Origin of the sequence: Streptomyces sp. BE303 (genome assembly GCF_036290945.1) — a bacterium.
In the GTDB taxonomy this organism is placed as follows: Bacteria; Actinomycetota; Actinomycetes; order Streptomycetales; family Streptomycetaceae; genus Kitasatospora.
Genome location: NZ_JAQYWZ010000420.1, coordinates 1 through 21,744 on the forward strand (window position 1 = coordinate 1; position 21,744 = coordinate 21,744).

Annotated in this window: 19 protein-coding genes and 1 tRNA gene; 7 read left to right on the plus strand and 13 right to left on the minus strand. The window is 75.1% G+C overall.

What is annotated here, in order from left to right; all coding sequences use genetic code 11:
- Positions 1-19 precede the first annotated feature (19 nt).
- Both PUR56_RS07495 and PUR56_RS07500 read right to left on the minus strand, forming a co-directional pair.
- Positions 20-1,540, minus strand: coding sequence for a hypothetical protein (locus PUR56_RS07495; protein ID WP_329948335.1), 1,521 nt, complete (start codon positions 1,538-1,540; stop codon positions 20-22).
- Positions 1,537-2,214, minus strand: coding sequence for an RNA polymerase sigma factor (locus PUR56_RS07500; RefSeq protein ID WP_380518958.1), 678 nt, complete (start codon positions 2,212-2,214; stop codon positions 1,537-1,539). The genes PUR56_RS07495 and PUR56_RS07500 overlap by 4 nt, the downstream gene beginning before the upstream one ends.
- A gap of 333 nt (positions 2,215-2,547) precedes the next feature.
- Between PUR56_RS07500 and PUR56_RS07505 the strand changes: the two genes are divergently transcribed.
- Positions 2,548-3,522, plus strand: a complete 975-nt coding sequence (locus PUR56_RS07505; RefSeq protein WP_443034457.1) for a helix-turn-helix domain-containing protein — start codon at positions 2,548-2,550, stop codon at positions 3,520-3,522.
- 75 nt (positions 3,523-3,597) lie between these two features.
- Here PUR56_RS07505 and PUR56_RS07510 read toward each other — a convergent pair whose 3' ends face one another.
- Complete coding sequence (locus PUR56_RS07510; protein ID WP_329948337.1) at positions 3,598-4,395, minus strand: MerR family transcriptional regulator; 798 nt, start codon at positions 4,393-4,395, stop codon at positions 3,598-3,600.
- A gap of 278 nt (positions 4,396-4,673) precedes the next feature.
- Between PUR56_RS07510 and PUR56_RS07515 the strand changes: the two genes are divergently transcribed.
- Positions 4,674-5,414 carry an aquaporin gene (locus PUR56_RS07515; protein ID WP_329948338.1) on the plus strand — a complete coding sequence of 247 codons (741 nt, stop codon included), beginning with the start codon at positions 4,674-4,676 and terminating at the stop codon, positions 5,412-5,414.
- Here the strand turns inward: PUR56_RS07515 and PUR56_RS07520 are convergent.
- The 6 genes from PUR56_RS07520 to PUR56_RS07545 all read right to left on the minus strand — a co-directional run bounded on the left by PUR56_RS07520 (position 5,378) and on the right by PUR56_RS07545 (position 11,254).
- On the minus strand, positions 5,378-6,532 hold the full coding sequence (locus tag PUR56_RS07520; RefSeq protein WP_329948392.1) for a hypothetical protein: 1,155 nt from the start codon (positions 6,530-6,532) through the stop codon (positions 5,378-5,380). The genes PUR56_RS07515 and PUR56_RS07520 overlap by 37 nt on opposite strands.
- 239 nt (positions 6,533-6,771) lie before the next feature.
- Entirely contained in the window at positions 6,772-8,049 is a 1,278-nt protein-coding gene (locus tag PUR56_RS07525; RefSeq protein WP_329948339.1) for an LPXTG cell wall anchor domain-containing protein, read from the minus strand.
- A gap of 370 nt (positions 8,050-8,419) precedes the next feature.
- Positions 8,420-9,505, minus strand: a complete 1,086-nt coding sequence (locus tag PUR56_RS07530; RefSeq protein WP_329948393.1) for an NAD(P)-dependent oxidoreductase — start codon at positions 9,503-9,505, stop codon at positions 8,420-8,422.
- A 9-nt stretch (positions 9,506-9,514) separates the two neighbouring features.
- A complete protein-coding gene (locus tag PUR56_RS07535; RefSeq protein ID WP_329884899.1) occupies positions 9,515-9,940 on the minus strand; it encodes a YunG family protein in 426 nt (141 codons plus the stop codon).
- A 43-nt stretch (positions 9,941-9,983) separates the two neighbouring features.
- On the minus strand, positions 9,984-10,400 hold the full coding sequence (locus PUR56_RS07540) for a PPOX class F420-dependent oxidoreductase (RefSeq protein WP_329885010.1): 417 nt from the start codon (positions 10,398-10,400) through the stop codon (positions 9,984-9,986).
- Positions 10,401-10,693: 293 nt separating this feature from the next.
- On the minus strand, positions 10,694-11,254 hold the full coding sequence (locus PUR56_RS07545) for a GlcG/HbpS family heme-binding protein (RefSeq protein WP_329884898.1): 561 nt from the start codon (positions 11,252-11,254) through the stop codon (positions 10,694-10,696).
- A 383-nt stretch (positions 11,255-11,637) separates the two neighbouring features.
- Here PUR56_RS07545 and PUR56_RS07550 point away from each other — a divergent pair, with 383 nt between their 5' ends.
- The 3 genes from PUR56_RS07550 (at position 11,638) to PUR56_RS07560 (ending at position 14,809) form a co-directional block, all read left to right on the plus strand.
- Positions 11,638-12,867, plus strand: coding sequence for a sensor histidine kinase (locus PUR56_RS07550; RefSeq protein ID WP_329948394.1), 1,230 nt, complete (start codon positions 11,638-11,640; stop codon positions 12,865-12,867).
- On the plus strand, positions 12,864-13,508 hold the full coding sequence (locus PUR56_RS07555) for a response regulator transcription factor (RefSeq protein WP_329884897.1): 645 nt from the start codon (positions 12,864-12,866) through the stop codon (positions 13,506-13,508). Before PUR56_RS07550 ends, PUR56_RS07555 begins: the two co-directional genes overlap by 4 nt.
- Before the next feature lie 629 nt (positions 13,509-14,137).
- The gene (locus PUR56_RS07560; RefSeq protein ID WP_329884896.1) at positions 14,138-14,809 is read left to right on the plus strand and encodes a TetR/AcrR family transcriptional regulator; all 672 of its coding nucleotides are present in this window, start codon (positions 14,138-14,140) and stop codon (positions 14,807-14,809) included.
- 179 nt (positions 14,810-14,988) lie between these two features.
- On the opposite strand, the gene PUR56_RS07565 is transcribed toward PUR56_RS07560, so the two are convergent.
- Together PUR56_RS07565 and PUR56_RS07570 are read right to left on the minus strand one after the other, a co-directional pair.
- On the minus strand, positions 14,989-17,460 hold the full coding sequence (locus PUR56_RS07565) for an ABC transporter permease (protein ID WP_329948395.1): 2,472 nt from the start codon (positions 17,458-17,460) through the stop codon (positions 14,989-14,991).
- Positions 17,457-18,191: an ABC transporter ATP-binding protein gene (locus tag PUR56_RS07570; protein ID WP_329948340.1), complete on the minus strand. Its 735-nt coding sequence runs from the start codon at positions 18,189-18,191 to the stop codon at positions 17,457-17,459. Before PUR56_RS07570 ends, PUR56_RS07565 begins: the two co-directional genes overlap by 4 nt.
- 86 nt (positions 18,192-18,277) lie before the next feature.
- On the opposite strand from PUR56_RS07570, the gene PUR56_RS07575 reads away from it, so the two are divergent.
- Complete coding sequence (locus PUR56_RS07575; RefSeq protein ID WP_329884894.1) at positions 18,278-18,886, plus strand: response regulator transcription factor; 609 nt, start codon at positions 18,278-18,280, stop codon at positions 18,884-18,886.
- Positions 18,887-18,910: 24 nt separating this feature from the next.
- Here PUR56_RS07575 and PUR56_RS07580 read toward each other — a convergent pair whose 3' ends face one another.
- Complete coding sequence (locus PUR56_RS07580) at positions 18,911-21,082, minus strand: sensor histidine kinase (protein ID WP_329948341.1); 2,172 nt, start codon at positions 21,080-21,082, stop codon at positions 18,911-18,913.
- Between the two features lie 76 nt (positions 21,083-21,158).
- Positions 21,159-21,232: transfer RNA gene (locus PUR56_RS07585), tRNA-Gly, on the minus strand.
- A gap of 267 nt (positions 21,233-21,499) precedes the next feature.
- Here PUR56_RS07585 and PUR56_RS07590 point away from each other — a divergent pair.
- Positions 21,500-21,736 carry a hypothetical protein gene (locus PUR56_RS07590; RefSeq protein WP_329948342.1) on the plus strand — a complete coding sequence of 79 codons (237 nt, stop codon included), beginning with the start codon at positions 21,500-21,502 and terminating at the stop codon, positions 21,734-21,736.
- Positions 21,737-21,744 lie beyond the last annotated feature (8 nt).

The following is a 21,744-nucleotide window of genomic DNA, read 5'->3' on the forward strand; positions in this document are numbered from 1 at the left end:
CCCCGCGGCCCTGCGTCGTCTACTTCACGACCACCCGCACCGGGATGGTGCGGGTGCCCACGACGCTCCCCGGCCCCTGCTGGGGCACCACCATCGCCGTGAAGGTCACCGGCATCACCCCCGCGCCGTCCTGGGGGGTCAGCTTCAGCCGGAGCTTCAGCGTCACGCTCTGCCCGGGCGCGAGGGCGACGATTCCGTTGGACCCGTCCCTGGCGGGCTTGGTGATCCCGATGTCGTACGTCTGCCAGGCACCGGCGCCGTCCTGCCGCTCCACCGTGCCGCGCACGGCGGAGCCCGCCCCCGCGGCGGGCGCCCCCGGGTACGGCTCGGCGTAGACGAAGGGCACCATCGCCGCGTAGTCGGTCTGGCTGGTGTTCTTGTACGTGACCGTGACCGGCACCGCGCTGCCGTCGTTCGGCACCTGCTGGCCGACGCCGATCCCCTCGACGCTCACGCTCACGTCGTTCTGGTGCGGCACCTGCACCGGAGCCGGGTGCCCGCTGACGTTCAGCGTGTCCAGGAGCGACACCAGGCCCGCCTGGTACTCCGGCTTGAGTCCGTTGGCCACGATGAACACCTGGTCGGCCGACAGCCCCCACAGCTGGGCGGTGAACGTGTCGGCGCTGGTGCAGGACACCTGCCACTGCGTCTTGTCGATCGCCCGGCCGGCCACGATGTCCTTCGTCCGGACCGGTGCGCCCACCGACGCGTACGGGCCGGTGGGGATGTAGGGCCTCCCCCAGATCGGGCACGTGGGCTGGTGCCCCCACCCGGAGGTCGAGCCGAGGTCCGCCGTCGTGGGCCAGGTCGCGCCCTCGACCTCGCTCGCCGAGTCGTACACCACGACGGAGACGCCGTACGGCTCGCAGGAGTCCGGCGACCAGCCCGGCTGGGCGCTCGTCGGCGCCCCCGGACTGAGCACGCAGACCCGGTCGTCGGTCGGCTTGGGCGGTGAAACCCGCCAGCCCGGCGGGACCTTGAACTTGACGCCGCGGAAGGTGTACGGAACGGCCGCCGTCTGCGGCGGGGCACTGCTGCTCGACGTGCTGGTGACCGGCGGGGTGCCGCCGGAGGTGCTCTGCGGCACCTGGCCGCCGAGCGGCGCGCCGGTCGCGCCGCCGGTCGGCCGGTCGCCAGGCCCGGCCTCCTCGTCCGCGTCGGCCGACGGGGAGGCGTCCGCGGTCGGAGCCGCCGTGGGGCTCGGCTCCGGTGTCGGGGTCGGCGTCGGGACCGGTGACGGCGTCTCCGTGACGGTCACGGTGGCGGCCGGGCCGGGGTCCTGCTGCCTGGCCACGGTGTCGCCGCGGAAGCCGAGCACGCCGAACGCCAGCGCGGCGGCCAGGGCGAACAGCGGGACGGCTGCGAGGTAGACCGGCCGCAGCCGGCGGACCCGCCGGTTCGGGGGCGCCGCCGGACGGAGGTCGTGCGCGCCGATCTGCGCCGCGCGGGCACTCATCGCCTCGCGGAGCAACCGTTCGACCGGGGTCTCGTCCGGCCCGTCGTCGCCGCCGCCGGAACGGCGGGGAAGCCTGTCGGTCATCGAACCTTCTCCAGATGCTTTTCCAGGGCGTCCAGTGCCCGGCTGGCGGTGGACTTCACGGCGCCCCGGGAGAGTCCCAGGGTTTCGGCTATCTGTGCCTCCGAGAGGTCGGACCAGTAGCGCAGCACCAGCACCTCGCGCTGACGCGTGGTCAGCTCCTGCAGGGCGACCAGCACCCGGCGGTGCTCGTCGTTGAGCACCGCGTGGTCCTCCGCCGACGGTGCGTCCGCCTCGTGCGGGGGAACGTACTCGCGCGCGGTCCTGCGGCGGCGCAGCATCGACCGGGCGCCGTTGACGACCGAGGTGCGCAGGTACCCGAGCGCGTTGTCCAGGTCGTCCAGCGTTTCCCCGTGCCGCTGGTAGAGCTGGGTGAAGGCCTCCTGGACCACGTCCTCCGCCAGGTCCTGATGGTCCACCAGCAGCACCGCCATGCGTACCAGGCCCAGCCGGTGCGCGTGGTACAGGTCGGTCAGGGTGGGCCGTTCCTCCTCGGCCGCCGACCGCCCTCCGCGGAGCAGCCTGAAGCCCATGCGCCGTTGCGCCGGCCCCTGCTCCCCGACCGGACCGGCGGGCGCCTCGGCCTCCTGCGCGCCGAACAGCAGCCCCGTCAACCCGGCGAGGGAGAAACGCCGCCCCCCACCCCGTCCCGCGATCGGCCCGATGGCCATGGACATGTACGTTCTGCTTTCCCCCAGGACGGCTCCCGGCGCGAACCGGCCCCGTCATGACACGTGATCAAGGTTGTGATCTGCGGGAATACTGCCAGTACCGGTTCTCCGGCTCCCCCCGCCCCCGTACCTATGGACGTGTGGGGGCGCCCGGGGTTGCTGCCCGGTTCCGGGAAATCGGATCCGGCCGAAACGGCTACACTCCCCGACATCCCGCCAGCCGCGCCGCCCGCCCGAGGGGACCCCATGGCCGACCAGCAGACCACCGGGCCGGTGGCCGTCACCGTCGGACGGCGCCCGGAGCCGGTCCACGACGTCGCCGTGTACGCCTTCGACGGCATGACACCGTTCGAACTCGGCGTCGTGGTCGAGGTGTTCGGGCTCGCCAGGCCGGAGCTGAGCGGGCTGCTCGCCGCCCCCTGGTACGGGCTCAAGGTCTGCGCCGACCGCCCCGGGACCCCGCTCCGCTCCGTCGGCGGCTTCTCCCTCACCGCCGAACACGGCCTGGACGAACTCGCCGCCGCCGACACGGTGGTGGTGCCCGGCGTGCCGAACGCCTTCGGCGGCGTGGGCGCGCCTCCCGGCCGCCAGGCCGGCGGGGTCTCCCCCGGCCTCGTCGCCGCGCTGCGCACCGCGCACGAACGCGGCGCCCGGATCGTCTCCATCTGCTCCGGAGCCTTCGCACTCGCCGCCGCCGGCCTGCTGGACGGCCGCGAGGCCACCACCCACTGGCGGTACGCGGAACTGCTCCAGCAGCGCCACCCGGCGGTCCGGGTCAACCCCGACGTGCTGTACGTGGACAGCGGCTCCGTCCTGACCAGCGCCGGCAGCGCCGCCGGGATCGACCTCTGCCTGCACCTGGTCCGCCGCGACCACGGCGCCCGGGTGGCCAACAGCGTGGCCCGCCGCTTCGTCGTGCCGCCGCACCGGGACGGCGGCCAGGCGCAGTTCGTCGAGGCCGCGGTCCGGCCGGTCGAGGAGGGGGACGACGGGATCGGCCGCTCCATGCAGTGGGCGCTGGACCACCTCGCCTCGCCGCTGACCGTCACCCTGCTGGCCCGGGCCGCCGGGATGTCCGACCGCTCCTACCTGCGGCACTTCACCGCCCGCAACGGCACCAGCCCGATGCGCTGGGTGATCAGCCAGCGCGTCGCGGCCAGCCTGCCCCTCCTCGAAGCACCCGCCGGGACCGTCGAGGAGATCGCCGTCGCCGTCGGCTTCGAGAGTGCCGCCACCTACCGGCACCACTTCGGCCGGGTGATGCGCACCTCGCCCACCGCCTACCGCCGCGCCTTCGGCCACGGCGGCGCCTGAGCCCGGGGGGCCCGGGGGGTCCGGGGCCCCGGCGGGCGTCCCGTGGCGGAGGACGGCCGGGGCCCGGTCATCGGGTCACGCCTGCGTCCCGGTGCGGAGGGCCGCGTTGGCGAGGATGGCGTCGTGCAGCCACTGCGCGAGGCCGGGGGCGAGCCCGTCGTAGACGGCGGTGAAGCGCGGGTCGGCGACGTACATCTCGGCGAGGCAGCGGTGCATCTCGTAGCCGCACGCGTAGAAGTTGTCGGTGATCTGCTGCCGGTGCGCCTCGGCGAGGTCCGCCGCCGGGCCGCCGCCGGCCGGTTCACCGGCGGTGAAGGCCTCGGCCAGACGGGCGTTGAGCGCGTCCCCCTCGGCCTTGATCCGTTCCCAGTCGGCCTTGCCGTAGCCGCCGGTGCGGCGCCGGGACTCCGCCCAGGCGTCACCGGAGCCCCAGCGCTGCTCGGCCTCGGTCTCCCACTCCTCGCGGTAGGAGTCGCCGAAGACCTCGAACTTCTCCTCCGGGGTCAGCTGAATGCCCATCTTCTCTGCCTCCATGGCGTGTTCGACGGCCGCGGCCAGTTCCTGGAGGCGGGCGATGCGGTCGGTCAGCAGTCGGTGCCGGCGCCGCAGGTGCTCGCTCGGGCTCACCGAGCCGTCGTCCAGGACGGCCGCGATCTCCTCCAGGGGGAACCCGAGTTCGCGGTAGAACAGGATCCGCTGCAGCCGGTCGAGGTCGGCCTCGTCGTACCGGCGGTAGCCGGCCCGGGTGCGGCCCCGGGGGGACAGCAGGCCGATCTCGTCGTAGTGGTGCAGGGTGCGGACGGTCACCTTGGCGAACTTCGCCACCGCGCCGACCGCGTACCCCGTACGGTCGGGCCCTTCGCCGCCGTTCATCCGGGTTCTCCCTTCGTGCTGCCCCACTCTCTTTCCTCCCGTTGCGTGAGGGTCAAGTCCAGTTTCACGGGTGCGACGCGCGCACGCCCCGCGCGCACGCCCCGCGCGCACGCCCCGCGCGCACGGCCCGCGTGGACGCCCCGCGCGCACGGCCCACGTGGACGCCAGGCGCGCGCGGCCCACGTGGACGAGTCTCCGAGCGGGCGGACCGGTGGCCGGTCCGGATTGGACGGAGCCGCCAATTGCCGGGCCCTGCGGGCGGCGGCCAGCATGGGCGCATGACCACCCCTCCCGCTCCGCCCCTGCGCCGCCGGCTGGCCGCGGAGGCGGTCGGCACCGCGGTGCTGGCCGCCGTCGTGGTCGGCTCCGGCTTCCGGGCCGACGCGCTGACCGCGGACGCCGGGGTGCGGTTCCTCGCGAACGTGGGGGCCTCGGCCGCCGCCCTGGCGGTGCTGGTCGACCTGTTCGGGCCGGTCTCCGGCGGTCATCTCAATCCACTGGTGACGGCCGGGTGCTGGTGGACCGGGCGACGGACACCCACCGGTCTGCCGCTGCGCGAGGCGACCGCGTACGCCGCGGTGCAGACCGCCGGCGCGCTCGCGGGGACGGGACTGGCCGACGCGATGTTCGGGCACCCGCTGTTCGAACTGTCCGCGGTGCCGCGCGGGGGCGGGGCGCTCCTGCTCGGCGAGGCGGTGGCCGCCGGAACGTTGCTGCTGGTGGTGACCGTGTCGGCGGGCGGCGGCCGTCGGCGACCGGTGTCGACGGCGGTCGGGCTCTGGGTCGGGGCCGCTTGCTGGGCGACCTCCTCGGGCGGCTTCGCCAACCCTGCCGTCACGCTCGGCCGGGCGTTCAGCGACGGCTGGACCGGCATCGCCCCGGGGTCCGTCCCTGGCTTCGTCCTCGCGCAGACCGCGGGTGCCGCGGCCGGGCTCGCGCTCGCGGCCCTGTCGACCGGCAGGGTGCACCGGGCGGCGGACGGTCAGGCCGTCACCGGTTCGCGTTCGGGTTGCGGCTGAACGGACCGTGGTCCCCTACGCCCGGACCGCCCGCGCGGCCCGCGCCGTCGCCGGTCGGGCCAGAACAGCACGTACCCGGCGGACACCACCACGAAGGCCAGCCTGGCCAGGCCGCGTGCCGCGTCGGACGGGAGCAGCAGCGTGCCCCCGTACAGCGAGGCCAGCGCGATCCAGCTCCACCACGGCACCAGGCGCTGCTGGCCGACCGTGTCCCAGAGCAGGGTGCCGAGCAGGATCGACGCGGTGTAGTACGTGTAGACGCTCGGGTCGAGCAGGATCCGGGCGTCCGCCCCGAGCAGGACGACGGCCGGCCAGCGGCCCCGCCGGACCGCCAGGCAGCCCAGCGTGAGGCCGAGCGCGAACTGGGCCGGCCGGTCCCACCACGGGGTGGCCGGGTCGGTCACCCCGAACCATCGCAGGGCGGAGGCGGGCTGGTTGGGGATGGTGAACTTGGCGGCCGCCATGGTGTCGAGGTCGCCCAGGTAGAACGGCAGCCAGGCGACGGCCACCAGCCCGGCGAACCATAGCGCCGTCCGCAGCCAGGCCGGCCGGGGCAGGGCGAGGATCAGCGGCGCGAACGCCAGCGCCCACGGCTTGGAGTCGACCGCCAGCGCCAGGAAGACGCCGACCAGCCAGGCCCGTCCCCGGCTCAGCTCGTGCACCGCGAGGGTGGTGAAGAAGAGCGCCAGCACGTCGTCCAGGTGCGCGAAGCGGACGGACACCTCGACCCACATCGGGATGAACGCGAGCCCGGCGATCAGCAGCCGCTGCTGGAGCCGGCGGTGGTTGGTACCGGTGCCCAGGTAGTGCCGGGCCGCGGTGCGGCCGACCAGGACCAGCATCGCCAGGCCCAGCCCGGACATCACCGCCTCGGCCAGGACCGCGCCGGTGTGTGCGGGGAACGGGCCGAAGAGCCGTGCCACGGCCAGGCTGACCGGGCCGATCTGGAGCTCGGGGTGGTGTGCGTAGAGCGAGAGACCACCGTCGGGCCGGTCGCTGAAGAGCAGTTCCTCGCCCTGCCGGAGGTAGTGCCAGGAGAAGCCGCCGCTCGGTTCGACCAGCAGGAACCAGAGCACCGTCCAGGCGGCCAGCAGGACGTGGTGCCGGCGGACCGGCAACCCGGCGATCCGGCCGGTGGCCGCCCCGTAGTCCGTGCCGGCCCGTCCCGGACGCCCCGAACCCCGTTCCCGCACACCCACCTCGTCCGCCGTTCCGCCCCCTCGGCCCGCCATCCTAGGTGACCTGACGAAACCGCCCGTGCCCCCGGGGTGCGGGAGCACGGGCGGTACGCGTCAGCGACGGGCGTCAGCGACGGGCGTCAGCTGTGCGCGTCGTCGACGGGCGTCGGCGGTGCGGCTCAGCCCTGCTGGGCGGAGCGACGGCGGCGGAGCACCACCAGGGTGCCGACACCGGCCGCGAGGACGGCGCCACCCGCGATCGCGATGGCGGTGGTGTTGTCACCGCCACCGGTGGTGGCCAGCGCCTTCTCGGCGTTGTCCGCGTTGGCGTTCGCCTTGACCACGGCGGCCGGGGTGATCGGCGGCGGCGAGACCTTCGGGATGCTCACCGGGAAGTCGATCGGCTCCCGCGTACCGGAGCCGCTGGGCGCCGGGGTGGGGCTCTCCGGAACCGTGGTGGCCGGAGCCGTCGTGGCGGGCGCGGTGGTGACGGGGGCGCTCGGCGAGGTGCTCGCGCTCGGCGTCGTGCTCGCGGACGGCGTCGTGCTCGCGGACGGCGTGGCCGTCGTGGACGGCGTCGCGGTCGCGGACGGGGAAGCGGTCGTCGTGGCCGACGGGCTCGCGGTGGTGCTCGGGGTCGCCGTCCCGCTCGGGGTGGTGCTCGGGGTCACCGTGGCGGACGGCGAGGGGGTTCCCGTCGGCGTCGTGGTGGCCGACGGGCTGCCGGTCGGCTTCACCGTCGGGCTCGTGCTGGGGGTGGTCGGCTTCGTCGTGGACGGCGTGGCGGTCGGGCTCGGCTTGCCGCCGGGCACGATGGTGAAACGCTCGCCGTGGATGCCGTCGCAGCTGAACTCGCCCTCACCGATGGGGGTGTTGCCCTCGGCCGCCGCGGAGAAGACCACGGGGACGACCCCGGCCGTGCCGAGCGGCGCGTCCTTGGTCACCGCGACGCGGACGGTGAGGGTGAGGCTCTTGCCCTTCTTGACGGCGAGCAGCGAGTTCTCGTAGTCCGGGTTGCCGTTGACGAGCTTGCTGAGCAGGAACAGCACACCGTCGTCGTCGGTCTCACCGCCGCCCGGGGCGGGGGCGGCGGGCAGCCACGTCTTGGTCTTGTCCAGGCCCTCGGGCAGCTGGTACTCGACCTTGAGCTGGTCCGCGCGCAGGTTGCCCTTGGCGTTCTTGAACTTGAGCAGCGGGTAGAAGACGAAGTCCGTCTTGGTGTCGTTGTCGATGGTGAAGCTGAACTGCTTGGACTCGCCGCCCGCGACGAAGGTGCTCGGCACCCCGTCCAGCGACAGGTCGAGCTGGCGGGAAGCCGCCTTGGCGGCCTGCGGCGCGGCGGCCGACGGCGAGCCCGTGGCGGCGGCGACGGCACCCTGGGCACCGGTCAGGGCCATCGAGGCAGCCAGCGCGGTGGCACCGGCGAGGGCGAGACTGCGCGGTATGGAGATGGACACGGGAGACCTCACGAGAGTGTCCGGGCAGGACCCGGGAGCGCGGGCGGACGCTGCTGTCCGAGCTGCCTTCCCCCCGCGAAGCTGGAAGTCCGACGGAGACTACCGAAGGAACCAGCCACTCGGAAAGGCGGGTGCCGTGTTGTCCCGAACCCCGCCCGATATCTGCCCAATTGACCCAACTCGGCCCCCTGACAGGGCTTTTGATCCCTTCCGTCAGATGCTCACGAAGTGACCGGAACACGCCCGTGGGGACCGTGTCGTACACCTCCGTGGCTTGAACCCGACGGCTCCAACGCGTGCGGCCTCCGTCCGGTTCCGGGTGGCGGCGACCGGTTCGCACCCGGCCGTGCCCGGCGTCCGCCGGCCGGCGCTACGCCGGCAAGCCGGCCCGGCGGCGGGCGACGGCGGCGACGGCCGCCCAGTCCTTCTCGCCGTCCCCGTGGGCGAGCGCGTCCAGGAAGGCGTCCCGCAGCACGCTGCCGAACGGCAGCGGGACGTGCGCCGCGGCGCCCGCGGTGAGCGCGAGGTCGACGTCCTTGAGGCCCAGCGGAAGCCTGAACCCGGCCGGCTCGTACCGGCGTTCGGCCACCATCGAGCCGTAGCCGGTGTAGGCCGGTCCGGGGAAGAGGGTGCCGGTGAGCATCTCGACCAGGTCGGTCGGGCGGACCCCGTTGGCGTCGGCCAGGCTGCACGCCTCCGCCAGCGACTCGATCGCGCAGGCCAGCAGGAAGTTGGTGCTGATCTTGGCGGCGTTGGCCTGGACCGGGCGGTCGCCGAAGTGCCAGGTGCGCCGGCCCATCGCGGCCAGCAGCGGCTCGACCGCCGCCAGCGCGTCCGGGCTCCCGGCGGTCAGGATGTCGAGCGTCCCGGCCGCGGCCGCCGGTGGCCGGCCGAGCACGGGTGCGGCGACGTAGCCGATGCCGTGCTCGGTGTGCAGGGCCTCGGCCCGTTCGGCGAGCGCCACCGAGACCGTGGCCATGTTGACGTGCACGCCGGCGGCGGCGCCGGCCAGCAGCTCCGGGTCGAGCAGCAGCCGTTCGAAGGCCGTGTCGTCGGCGAGCACGGAGACCACCACCCCGGCGGCGAACACGTCCGCCGGCCCGTCGGCCGCCTGCGCGCCCCGGGCGACCAGCTCGGCCACCGGTCCGGGCGAGCGGTTCCAGACCCGGACGGTGTACCCGGCTCCCAGCAGGTTCGCCGCCATGCCCCGGCCCATCGCGCCCAGTCCGACGAAGCCGACCGTCGTCCCGCCCATCGCACACTCCTGCCGCCGCCCGGTGGGCCGGTCGTCCGGCCACGATGCGCCCGACTGTACGTCAGCGGGCGACGACCGGCCCGGCGGGCGGGCGCGCCGTTCCGGTCCGTCCGTCGCGGGTCCCGTCGCGGGTCCCGTCCGGGCGGCGGCCCGGGCAGCGGCTCGGGAAGCGGTGCGGGAATCGGCTCGGGTGCCGACCAGGGTGCCGGCTCAGGCGCAGGCCCGCTCCGGCAGCCGGCCGGCGGCGACCGCCCGGCCGGCCTCAAGGTGTGCGACGACCCGGCCGCGCAGCAGCTGGTACTGGGCCTGGAGCCGGCCCGGGCGCTGCGGGCGGGCGACCGGGCGGCCGGGGCCGACCCGCTCGTCCGGGCCGAACCGCGACCGGGTGAGGTCGACCTCGACGCCGGCGGCGGACCGGTTCCACCAGTGCAGGTCCGTCCGGACGCCGCCGGCGTACACCTCGCCCATCATCAGTTCGCCGCCGAGCAGGTCGTGCACCACCAGGGCGGTCGCCCCGCACTGGCCGCGGGCGGGGTTGTCGGGACGCCAGTGGGCCAGGTCCTCGGGCGCGCAGGTGTCGACACCCCAGGAGGAGCGGATCGCACGTTCGATGTCGTTGAGGGTCCACGCCGTCATAGCGGGAAGCCTGCCACGCGGCACTGACAGCGGCACAGGCTTTTCAGTGGGCAACCCCGTGTTCTGCGCTGACCTTCTCGATCTTCACCCGTACGAGGAGCTCGCCGGGGACGCCGTTGCGGGCGCCGTACTGCTCGGCGAGGTCCTCCCCCATGTACCGGGCGGCGATCCGGGTGGCCCACTCCCGCACCTCGGGCAGGTCGTCGACGAGCCGGGCCGTGCCCTGGACCAGGACGTAGGAGAACGGCGGCCGCTCGTCGTCCACGCAGAGCATCACCCGGCCGTCGCGGGCCAGCGTACGGCCCTTGACGGTGGCGGCACCCGTGTTGAAGACGATCTCGTCACCGTCCAGCAGGAACCAGACCGGCGCCACGTGCGGGCGGCCGTCGGCCCGGGTGGTGGCGATCTTGGCGGTACGGGTGCCGGCGGTGAGGAAGGCGCGCCATTCGGCCGCGGTCATGTCTGCCATGCCCCCATCCTGACCGCTCGGACGGCGCGGCGCGCGGAGGTCCGGCCACCTTGTTCGCGCCGGAGTGCGCCGTGGTGCCCCGGAGCGTGCCGAACCGCACCCACCCGCGCGGGGCTCGTACGGCCCCGGCCGGGGCAGGTGCGTGCGGTGCGCGCCGGGGCGATCGGGGGCCCGCCCCGGCGCGCACGTCCCGTGCCGGGCGTCCGGCTGCCCGACGAGGGCCTCGACGCCCGTTCCCTGCCGAGGCCGCGCCGCCCGCGATCCGGCGGGCGTCGCGGCACCCGCTACTTGCCGAGCGCCGCGACGCCAGCCTGCGCGAACTGCTCGTCGAGGTCGCCGCTGGGCGCACCCGCGACGCCGATGCCCGCGACGGGCGCGCCCTTGGCCTGCACCGGGGCGCCGCCGGCCAGGAACAGGGTGCCCGGGATGTCCTTGAGGTTCGGCGCCTGGGCCAGCCGCTTGGCCAGCTCGGAGGTGGGCGCGTTCCAGGAGACCGCCGTGAACGCCTTGCGCTCGGCGGACTCCGGCGACTGCGGGCCGGCACCGTCGCCCTTGAGCAGGACCCGGGTGATGCCGTCCCGGTCCACCACCGCGACCGAGACGCGCTGGCCGGCCTTGGCGGCGGCGTCCAGGGTGGCCTGGGCGGCCTTGGTGGCGGCCTCGATGGTCAGGCCGGTGGTCTGGGTGAGGTTCTTGTTCTGGGTGTCGGCCTTGACGGCGGCCGCGACGGCCGGGGTCTCGGAGGAATCGGCGCTGGCCGAGACGGCGCCCACGGTGGCGGCGGCCAGCGCGGCGGCGGCGACGGTGCCGGTCAGCACCTTGGCGCGGGCGGAGGTCTTCTTCATGGTCGGGCTCCTCGTCGGATCGGTGGTGGGGACGGGATCGATCCTCCGGTTCCGGCCCCCCGCGCCGCATCGGCGTTCCGGACACCGCCCGCAGGCATGATGGACGACGGACCCGTCAGCCGATCGGTTGATGCGCGACCGGCCCGCACGGGTCACCATCGAGGGATCGGCGCAGCTCGGCGCCGTACCCGCGCGCCGCGACCGGGGCGGGCGGACGGAACAGGCGGCGGAGTGAGGAGGGGCCCGTGGACCGTGTCGGCCGCCCCCTCGCAGGCCCCGGCCCGGACGGCCCCGGCCCGGACGGCGACGCCTCCGACGCGCCCACCGGTCACGGCCCCCGCCCGCACCCCGACGCGCACGTCCCCGACCCGGACGCGGGCCGGCTGGCCGTACTGCTCGACTCCGCCTTCCTGCTCCTGCTCGCCACCTCGCTCAGCCGGTTCCTCACCCATCACCCCGGCAACCCGCGCATCCCCTGGGTGCTCGGCCTGAGCATCACCCTGGCCGTCGCCCAGCCGGTCGGCTCCTGGCTGGCCCACCACCGCCCGCCCGCTCCGGGGCGCCGCCGCCGGCTCTGGCCGCTGACCCTGGTGACCGCGATCTGGGTGGTACTGGTGCTGATCGCGCCGAGCTTCGCGTGGTGCGCCGTCCCGCTGGTCTACACGGCGCTGCGGACCCTGCCGGCCCGGGCGGCGATCCCGCTGGTCGCGGCACTGACCCTGCTGGTGGTGGTCGGCGAGGTGCGGCTGCCCGGCGGGGTCGACGCCAACCTGCTCCTGCTGCCGCCCGCCGTCGCGGCCCTGGCCACCTCCGTCTTCCTGTACATGGAGCGACAGGCCGAGCGGCAGCGCGCGCTGATCGCCGACCTGGTCCGCACCCGGCGCGAGCTCGCCGAAACCGAGCGCCGGGAGGGCACCCTGGCGGAGCGTGAACGGCTGGCGATGGAGATCCACGACACCCTCGCCCAGGGGCTCTCCAGCCAGCAGATGCTGCTACAGGCCGCCGACCGCACCTGGGACGGCGACCCGGCGACGGCGCGCGCCCACGTCCGTACGGCCGCCGACGTGGCGGCCCGGAACCTCGCGGAGGCCCGCCGCTTCGTCCACGACCTCGCACCCGCCGAGCTCGCCGACGGCCGCACGCTCGACCAGGCGCTCCGCTCGCTCGCCGAACGGGAGTCCGCCGAGAGCGGGCTGCCGGTCCGCTTCCACCTGGACGGCGCACCCGCCCCGCTGCCGGCCGCCGCGCAGGCCGCGCTGCTGCGGATCGCCCAGGGGGCCCTGGCCAACGTCCGGGAGCACGCCGGGGCGTCGGCCGCCGCGCTCACCCTCTCCTTCCTCGGCGACCAGGCCGTGCTGGACGTCGCCGACAACGGCCGCGGGTTCGACCCGGCCTCCCCCGGAACCTCCTCCGCCGACGGCAGCGCCCCCGCCTCCTCCCCCGCCGGCAGCCGCGGCCACGGCCTGCCCGCGATGCGCGCCCGGCTGCGTCAGCTCGGCGGCGCCCTGACCGTGGAGAGTGCCCCCGGCGAGGGCACCGTGGTCTCCGCCGCGGTCCCGCTCGCCCCCCGTCCCCCCGCCGAGCAGCGCCGACAAGCCCCGGAGCCCCGATGAACACCGACCCCGTGCCGTCCCCGGTCCGGCTGCTGGTCTGCGACGACCACGCCGTGGTCCGGGCCGGGTTGCTCGCCCTGCTGGCGAGCGCCGGTGACATCGAGGTGGTCGGCGAGGCGAGCAGCGGGGAGGAGGCGGTCGAGCTGGCGGCGCGGCTCGCACCGCAGGTGGTGCTGATGGACCTCCAACTCGGCGACGGCATCGACGGGGTGGAGGCCACCCGGCGGATCACCGCCGCTCCTGGCGCGCCGCACGTCCTGGTCCTCACCACGTACGACACGGACGCCGACATCACGCGGGCGATCGGCGCCGGCGCCACCGGCTACCTGCTGAAGGCCGAGCGGCCGGAGGAACTGTTCGCCGCGGTGCACTCGGCCGCGCAGGGCAGGACGGTGCTCTCCCCGCCGGTCGCCTCCCGGGTGATGGCGCAGATGCGGGCGCCGGCGCCACAGCCGACCGAGCGCGAGCTGGAGATCCTCGCCCAGCTCGCCCAGGGGCTCGGCAACCGGGAGATCGCCCGCGCGCTGTTCATCAGCGAGGCGACCGTGAAGACCCATCTGGGCCGGATCTACGAGAAGTTGGGTGTCGACACCCGGGCGGGCGCGGTGGCCGTCGCCAAGGAGCGCCGGCTGCTGCGCTGAGCGTTCGGACGGCCCCGTTCGGTATCGGCGGCGACGCGGAATGCCGGATTTCGACGAGGGCCCACGGGCCTCCGGCCGGCGCTCCCGCCGCCTGTCGCCGCCCCCTCCTCCGCTCCCTCCTCCGCTCCCTCCTCCGCTCCCTGCGCGAACGGCCCTTTCCCGGCGGCGACTTCCCTCGACCCCGGTCCACACCCCAGAATGTGGATGTTTCGTGGATCTCACTATTGACAAACCAACCATGCGGTTTGTTAACGTAATGATCAACGACGCCCTGCAGACAGGGGGCCTGCCGGGCCTGTGCGGAGCGCTCTCGCCGGAGAGCGGAGCCAGGGGGGACGGCGGGAGTCCGGGGAGTCGGGGGGAGCGGCGCATCGAGCCGTGCGAACGCGGCGCGGAGCGAGTCCGGGGGGACTCGCTCCGCGCCTCCCTGCTTTCCCGCCGACCTCGACGCCTCCCACGCGCCCGCACCCGTTCCCACACCCTGCGCCCCGCGCCCCGCACCCTGCGCCCCGCGCCCCGCGCCCGACACCCTTCCCCGCACCTCGACGTCCTTCCCCTGCGCTCCGGGCCGCCCGTCCGGGTAAACTGCACCGAGTAGTGCAAATGAGGCCTGAGGAGGGACCCGCCCGATGAGCGCAGCGAACCCGGCACCGACCGCCGGCTCACGCCGGATGCCGGAGAAACGGCAGGCCATCGCCCGCGCGGCGAGCACGGTGTTCGGGCGCGAGGGCTACACCCGGGCGAGCGTCGACGCGATCGCCACCGAGGCCGGGGTGTCCAAGCGCACCATCTACAACCACTTCGGCGACAAGGAGAAGCTCTTCCTCTCCGTCGCGCTGGAGACCGCCGGCGAGCTCACCGAGATCGTCGCCGCCCTGGCCGACCGCCATCTGCACAAGATCGTCGACCTGGAGGCCGACCTGATCGCCTTCGCCGTCGACCGCGCCAAGGCCGTCCTCGCGGCCGGCGAACACTACGCGCTCGGCCGGACCATCCGCGCCGAGGCCGGCAACATCCCGCCCGACGTCCTGAACGCCTGGCTCGCCGCCGGCCCGCTCGCCTCCCACCGCGACCTCGCCGCCCACCTGGTCCGCCTGGCCGGCCAGGACCTGCTGACGGTCGACGACCCCGACCTCGCCGCCACCCACTTCACCCTGCTCACCTTCAGCGGCGCGGCCGACCAGTCCTTCTACGGCGCCGTCCCGATATCCGACGCCGCCCTCCACACCACCGTCTCCACCGGCGTCCAGGCCTTCCTCCGCCTCTACCGCCGCACCGCCCCCCGCCCCGCCGGCGCCTGACGGCCGCCCCCACCCACAACCCCCCACCCCCGCGTCCCGCCCCACCTCAGCTGCCGCCGCCGACCGGCCCAGGCATCGGCCCAGGCACCGGGGAAAGCCGCAGGTCGCACGACCTGCGGCCGGACCGCGAAGAGCGAACGGACGAGACGGCCCGACCGGAGCGGCCGGGCCCGCCCCGCTCAGGCCGTCCGCCCCCCGTTCCCCAGCGCCACGCGCGCGGGGATCCAGGTGCCCACGGCGGCGAGCGCCGCGCCGCCGACGACGACGATCACGAGCTGGGTGACCGGTACCGCCACCGGGGCGGTACCCCGGGTGATGCCCCGGGCGTAGGCGGTGAGCACCCCGAAGGCGATGCCCAGGCCGAGGACCGTGGCGATCGCGACGGAGGCCGCGGTCTCCCAGCCGAGCATCCGCCGGACCTGGCCGCCGGTGGCCCCGGTCAGCCGCAGGGCGGCGAACTCGTGGCGCCGCTCGGTGATGCTCATGGCCAGGGTGTTGAGGACGGCGATGGCGACGAAGGCGACGATCAGACCGAGCGTCACGTAGCCGATCTGGGCACTCGTCCGGTCGCCCGCGGACTGGGCGGCGACGCGGTCGAGCACGCCGATGCCGGGCTCGGTCCGCAGCGCCGCGGCCAGGGCGTCGCGGGTGACGCCGTCCCCCCGGACGAGCAGGCTGTCGTCGAGCGGGACGTCGACGTGCGCGGCGACCGGTCCGTGCGCCAGGGTCAGGTCGCCGAAGGCCATCCCCCGGGCGTACAGGGCGACGACGGTGACCTCGTACGGCGCGCCGTCGGCGAGGGTGAGCCCGACCCGCTGGCCGATCCGGTACCCCAGCCCGTTCGCGGCCGCCGCCGTCCCCTCCGCCAGCCGGCCGAGGTCGCCCGCGGTCACCCCCAGGTCGAGGGTGTCGGACAGCCGCTCGGGCGTGACCGCCTGCACGCTGCGCTTCTCCAGACCGTCGCGCACCTGGCTGTGGAGCACCCGGGTCACGGTCCGGACGCCGGGGACGGCGGCCGCCACCGCGGCGACGGAGGAGGGGACGCGGGGCCCGACCACCAGGTCGGCGACGTTCCCGCGGTCGCGCTGCGCGCTCGTCGCCCGGTCGACGGTGGTCCCGGTGAAGAGGATGGTGCAGGCCATCGCGATCAGCAGCGTCAACGGGGTGACGACCGAGGCCAGCCGGTGCGCCGCGGCCCGCAGGTTGTGGGCGGCGAGGTAGCCGCCGACCCGGGACGCCCGCAGCGGCAGGCCCAGGACCGCCGCACCGGCCCGGGCGACCGGCGGCCCCAGCAGGGCGAGCGCGGTGCACCACAGCAGGACGGCGTTGAAGCAGACCGGGGTGGAGGACTGGTCCGAGTGCAGCGCGGTGAGCAGGACGGTGAGGACGACGGCGCCGGCGGTGGCGACGGCACCGAGGACGATCCGGACCGGGCCGATGCGCGGCGGCCTGGACTCGGCCTCGCCGAGGGCCTCGACCGGCTTGACGGCGGTGGCCCGCCGCGCCGAGATCCGGGCCGCGCCCCAGCCCGCGAGCAGGGTGGCCCCGGCCGCGGCGGTCGCGGGGAACGGCGAGAGGACGACCGGGAAGTTCGCGGGGATCACGTCCAGGGAGACGAACCGGTCGTGCAACCGGTCGCCCAGCGGCACGCCCGCGGCGGCACCGAGGATCCCCGCGGCCAGGCCGACCACGAGCGCTTCGCCGCCGATCATCTTCCGGACCTGCCGTCCGGTCGCGGCGACCGCCCGCAGCACCGCGATCTCGCGCTGGCGCTGCTGGATCGACAGGGCGAAGGTGCCGACCACCACCAGCAGGGCGACGATCAGGGACGTGCCGCCCAGGACGGCGCCCATGCTGATCAGGCGCACCTGGGCGTTGGCGGCGTCGGGGAACTCCACCCGCCCGCGCTCGTCGCCGGTGCGGACCACGGCGACCGGGCCCCCCGCCATTCCCCGGAGCAGCTCCCTGACGTCGTCGGCGGCCGAGGGCGAGGACGGGAACACCCCGATCGCGCTGACCAGACCGTCGTGACCGGCGAGCCGACGGGCCTGCTCCGGGGCGAAGTACACCCCGGCCTGGGCGGCGAACCCCTGCGTGGTGACGCCGACGACGCGGACGGTCGACGACCCCGTGGCGGTGCGGACCTGCACGGTGGAGCCGACGGAGAGGTGGGACCGGGCCGCCGTGGCCGCGTCCAGCACGACCTCGTCGGCGGCCGACGGCGCGCCGCCCGAGGCCAGGGTCAGGCCGGACAGCGGCGCCGACTCCCAGCCGTGGCCCCACGAGTTGCGCGTGGGCCCGCCGGGCAGCAGCACGGGGAACATCACCTCGGTCGCGACGGCCCGCACCGAGGGCAGCGCCCCGATGCGCCCGGCGAGTGCGGCGGGCACCCAGGCCCGGTCGGTGATCGGCTTGGCCTTCTCCCTGGTCCTCCCCTCGCCCCGGTCCTCGACGTGGTGGACGTTCTGGTCCCCGGTGACCACGACCGGTGCGGCCGCGTACCGTTCCGGTTCGACGCTGCCGAGGATCCCCGTGGTCAGCAGCGTTCCGCAGCCGCTGACCAGGGCCGCGGCGCAGAACAGCGCGACGAACGCGCCGGCGAATCCGGCCCTGCGGTGCCGGAGGGTGGCGAGGGCGAAGCCGAGCATCATCGGTTCCACGCTCCCAGGCGGATCATGCGGTCGGCCACCTTGGCGGCGGTCGGCTCGGACATCGTGTCGGCGACCCGGCCGTCGGCCAGGAACAGGACGTCGTCGGCGTAGGACGCCGCGACGGGGTCGTGGGTGACCATCACGACGGTCTGGCCGAGCTCGTCGACGGCCTGCCGGAGCAGGGTGAGGACCTCACGGGCCGTCATGGTGTCGAGCGCACCAGTGGGTTCGTCGGCGAAGAGCACCTCGGGATCGGAGACCAGGGCCCGGGCGATGGCGACGCGCTGCTGCTGCCCCCCGGACAGCTGGCCCGGGCGGTGCCCGGTCCGCTCCTGCAACCCCACCCGCCCGACGAGTTCGGCGAGCCGCGCGGCGTCGGCCCGCCGGCCCGCGAGGCGCAGCGGCAGCGTGATGTTCTGCTCGACGGTCAGCGCCCCGACGAGGTTGAACGCCTGGAACACGAACCCCGCGCGCTCCCGGCGCAGTTCGGTCAGCTTCGTCTCGCTGAGTCGGGACAGGTCGGTGTCCCCCAGCCGGACCGTTCCGGACGTCGGACGGTCCAGGCCCGCCGCGCAGTGCAGGAACGTGCTCTTGCCCGAACCGGACGGCCCCATCACCGCGGTGAATCCGCCCTTCGGCAGCCGCACCGTCACCTCGCGCAGCGCGGCGACCGCACCCCGCCCCTTGCCGTAGACCTTGCTCACTGCTTCCAGCGTGATCGCTTCGCTCATGCTCCTCAGCCTGCCGATCCCCGGGCGCCCCCGGCAGGGACGGGATCACGAGCCACCCGTGACATCGTCACGGGTAGGGTCGGCGCATGATCAGACTCCTGCTGGCGGAGGACCAACACGTGGTGCGCAGCGCGCTGGTGGCGCTGCTGGAGCTGGAGCCGGACCTGGAGGTCGTCGCGCAGACGGGCTCCGCCGACGACGTGGTGCCGAGGGCGCTGGTCTTCACCCCCGACGTCGCGGTGCTCGACATCGAGATGCCGGGCCGGCTGGACGGGCTGCAGGCCGCTGCCGCGCTGAAGGAACGGGTTCCGGGCTGCCGGACCCTGATGCTCACCTCGAACGGCCGGCCCGGGCTGCTCCGCAGGGCCCTGGAGGCGAAGGTCGACGGCTTCCTGCTGAAGACCGCCCCGCCGGAGGAACTGGTGGCGGCGATCCGGCAGGTGGCCGGCGGCGGACGGGTGCTCGACCCGGGACTCGCGGTCGCGGCGTGGGACCTCGCCGACAACCCGCTGACGCCGCGGGAGAACGACGTGCTGCGGGAGCTGGCCGAGGGCGCCGAGCCGCCGGAGATCGCGACCCGGCTGCACCTGTCGACCGGCACCGTCCGCAACGTGCTGACCGCGGTCGTCGGCAAGCTCAACGCCCGCAACCGGACGGACGCGGTACGCATCGCCCGCGACGCGGGGTGGTTGTAGCGGCCGGCGCCGGCACGGTGGCCGTCAGTCCCGCGGCACCTCGGCGCGCAGCACGTACCAGCCGTCGTCCGGGCCGGCCGACAGGGTGCCGCCGATGGCGGCGAGCCGGACGGTCAGCCCGCCGATCCCCGATCCGGGCGCGCTGACGCCGTCCGGCACCCCGTCGTTCTCCACCTCCAGGCGCACCGAGTCCCCGTCCAGCGAGGTGGCGATGCGTGTGTGGCGCGCGGAGCTGTGCCGCAGGAGGTTGGTGACGGCCTCCCGGAGGACCACGCTCAGGACGGCTCCCGCGGCCTCCGGAACCGGCCCGTCGTCGAGCTCCACCGTGATGGCGGCCGCCTCCAGGACGGCCGCCGCCGAGGCCAGTTCCGCGGCGAACGACAGCCGGGGGGCGGCGTCGACCACCGTTCGCAGCTCGCTCTCCCCGCGCTCGGCCAGACGCACGATGTCGCGCAGCTCGGCCCGGCTGCGGTCGGCGTCCGAGGCCGACAGCCGCCGGGCGAGCTCGGCCTTGAGCAGGATCGCGGTCAGCCCGTGGCCGAGCAGGTCGTGCAGGTCGCGGGCGGCGCGCAGGCGTTCGGTGACCACGGCGGCCCGGGCCAGCCCCGCCCCCGCCCGCTGGAGCTGCCGCACGAGGCGGACCAGCCGCAGCACCCCGTGGACGACGACGCAGGAGATCAGGACGTCGACGGCGGCGAACAGCCCCGGCACCGCACCGCCGCCACCGGCCGCGCCGCCGCCGACCGTCCCGCCGGGGATCAGGCCGCCGGTGATCAGGCCACCGGCCACCGCCGCCGCGACGGCGAGCGCCAGGCCGGCCCGGGGCGGCAGGGCGAACAGGAGCGCACCGGCCAGGATGCCGACCGCACCGATCCAGTTCCGCCCGAACCAGGGCAGCGGCAGGAAGGCGAGGGCCGCCGAGCCGAGCAGGAGCAGCCGGGCGGGGCGCGCCGCGTCGCGGGTCGCGAAGCGGACCTGGAGTCCGCAGAGCAGCAGCAGGCACGGGACGCCGAGGCCGAGCAGGGGCACCGGGACGAACAGGACGGCCTTGACGCAGAAGGTGCCCAGCACGAGGACGTACAGGCCGAGCACCGTCCGCAGTTCGGGCGGATCCGCCAGCGCCGCCGGGGCGGGGGTGGCCGCGACCTCCGCCTCGACGGCGAAGCGCCCGTCCGGCTCCAGACCCGCCGTCAGCGAGCCGCCGACGGAGCGGACCCGGTCGGCGAGGCCGTCGAGGACCTCGGCGCCGAGCGCGGCCGTCGGCACACCGTCGCTGACCACCCGCAGCACCACCCGGCCGGCCCGCTCGCCGGTGACGATCTCGCACCGCCGCGCGTCCCCGACCCGGACGACGGCGGTGACCGCCTCCCGCAGGACGGTCGCCAGTACCGTCCCGGCCGGTCCGAGCGGCTCCGAGTGCCCGATCCGGAGGTCGGCGGCGATGCCGGCGGAGGCGAGCAGGGCGCGGGCGCTGGCCGCCTCCGGGGCGAGCGACAGGCTGCGCAGCTCGGCCGCGGTGGCACGGGTCGCCGCCAGGGTCCGGCGGGCCGTGGCGATCAGGGCGTCCAGGACGGCCGGATCCTTCCGGAGCGCCAGGCCGCGGACCTCCCGCAGGCCCTCCGCGAGGCCGGCCTGCAGGCCGGCCGCGATCCGCAGCCGTTCGGCGGTCACCGCGGAGGCCGCCAGGGTGAGCCGGGCGGCGTGGACCCGCGTCGCGAGCAGCGCGAGCGTGGTGACGGCGTACAGCATGGCGGCGCCGATCACGAGGATGAGCATCAGGTCGACGACCGCGCGCGCGCTGCCCGACCGGGCCGCCTCGGTGAGCGCCGCCGCGCCACCGAGCAGGAACAGCGGGGTCCGGCGGCGCTCCAGCAGCAGCGAGGCGGCCGGGAGGCACAGCAGCCCGATCGAGACCCCGAGCGGAACGACCGCCAGCCAGCCGACGGCCAGCTCCGTGAGCGTCCAGGCCACGGGCGGCGCCGCGGGGACGGCCCGCCGCAGGCCCGGCTCGACATGGCGGAGCTGCACCGCCACCAGCAGCAGGCACGCCACGACGACCGCGAGCCCGGCACCCGGCTCCGCCGGTACCCGGACCAGCCCCTTCAGGAGGTGCACCGAGGCCACGGCGGCGGCCACCCCGCCCACCAGCGCACGCGACGACCGCGGCGCGACGTCGCCGCTCGCTACCCCCTCCACCCGGGGCATGCTACGCGGAACCCGATCACCCCGGACGACGAGAAAGCCCCAGGCCGTGGGCCTGGGGCTTTCCTTGTGGAGCGGGCGACGAGAATCGAACTCGCACTCTAAGCTTGGGAAGCTCATGTTCTACCACTAAACTACGCCCGCCTGACGAGCCGTCAGAGACCGCTCGATCTGTGCCCACTGTACCCCATGGGTGACACCCGTTGCACAGCTGATCGGAGGCCGTGGCGGAGCCGCGGGGGGCGGTCGGCGAGGCGTACTGTGTGGGCCGCGTGAGAGCGCCGCGGCGGGCGGGGCGCGGGGCGGCGAGCCTTGGTGTGGAATGTCCGGAACATCCCCTAATGTGACGCTGGTCCCGTGGGCTGTCGCCCGTTCGGGGCGCGACGAGTACGGGTGAGTAGCGGGGTAAGGATGGGAAGGGGATCGATGGAGCAGCGCGCCGTCGTTCGTTGTGCCGAGGGGCACCTGTTCAGCACCACCACGTTCCCGATGCAGAATCTCGGGCCCGGCCGGCTGGGGCCGGGGCGGCTGATCCGCTGTCCGCAGTGCGGACGGCTGAGGAGTTCGGTGCTGGCCGATGTGCGGGAGCTGTCCGAGCCGCAACTGGCCCGGGCCCTGCAGCTGGAGGCCGCGGAGTTCCTGGCCTGACCGGGGTG

What these genes read in the sequence shown, in the direction of transcription:
- PUR56_RS07560 (WP_329884896.1), top strand. Translation starts at nt 14,138, where the DNA reads ATGAGCGCAGCGAACCCGGCACCGACCGCCGGCTCACGCCGGATGCCG.
- PUR56_RS07510 (WP_329948337.1), bottom strand. Translation starts at nt 4,395, where the DNA reads ATGAACGGCGGCGAAGGGCCCGACCGTACGGGGTACGCGGTCGGCGCG.
- PUR56_RS07590 (WP_329948342.1), top strand. Translation starts at nt 21,500, where the DNA reads ATGGGAAGGGGATCGATGGAGCAGCGCGCCGTCGTTCGTTGTGCCGAG.
- PUR56_RS07495 (WP_329948335.1), bottom strand. Translation starts at nt 1,540, where the DNA reads ATGACCGACAGGCTTCCCCGCCGTTCCGGCGGCGGCGACGACGGGCCG.
- PUR56_RS07555 (WP_329884897.1), top strand. Translation starts at nt 12,864, where the DNA reads ATGAACACCGACCCCGTGCCGTCCCCGGTCCGGCTGCTGGTCTGCGAC.
- PUR56_RS07545 (WP_329884898.1), bottom strand. Translation starts at nt 11,254, where the DNA reads ATGAAGAAGACCTCCGCCCGCGCCAAGGTGCTGACCGGCACCGTCGCC.
- PUR56_RS07570 (WP_329948340.1), bottom strand. Translation starts at nt 18,191, where the DNA reads ATGAGCGAAGCGATCACGCTGGAAGCAGTGAGCAAGGTCTACGGCAAG.
- PUR56_RS07535 (WP_329884899.1), bottom strand. Translation starts at nt 9,940, where the DNA reads ATGACGGCGTGGACCCTCAACGACATCGAACGTGCGATCCGCTCCTCC.
- PUR56_RS07575 (WP_329884894.1), top strand. Translation starts at nt 18,278, where the DNA reads ATGATCAGACTCCTGCTGGCGGAGGACCAACACGTGGTGCGCAGCGCG.
- PUR56_RS07500 (WP_380518958.1), bottom strand. Translation starts at nt 2,214, where the DNA reads ATGTCCATGGCCATCGGGCCGATCGCGGGACGGGGTGGGGGGCGGCGT.
- PUR56_RS07565 (WP_329948395.1), bottom strand. Translation starts at nt 17,460, where the DNA reads ATGATGCTCGGCTTCGCCCTCGCCACCCTCCGGCACCGCAGGGCCGGA.
- PUR56_RS07505 (WP_443034457.1), top strand. Translation starts at nt 2,548, where the DNA reads ATGACACCGTTCGAACTCGGCGTCGTGGTCGAGGTGTTCGGGCTCGCC.
- PUR56_RS07540 (WP_329885010.1), bottom strand. Translation starts at nt 10,400, where the DNA reads ATGACCGCGGCCGAATGGCGCGCCTTCCTCACCGCCGGCACCCGTACC.
- PUR56_RS07515 (WP_329948338.1), top strand. Translation starts at nt 4,674, where the DNA reads ATGACCACCCCTCCCGCTCCGCCCCTGCGCCGCCGGCTGGCCGCGGAG.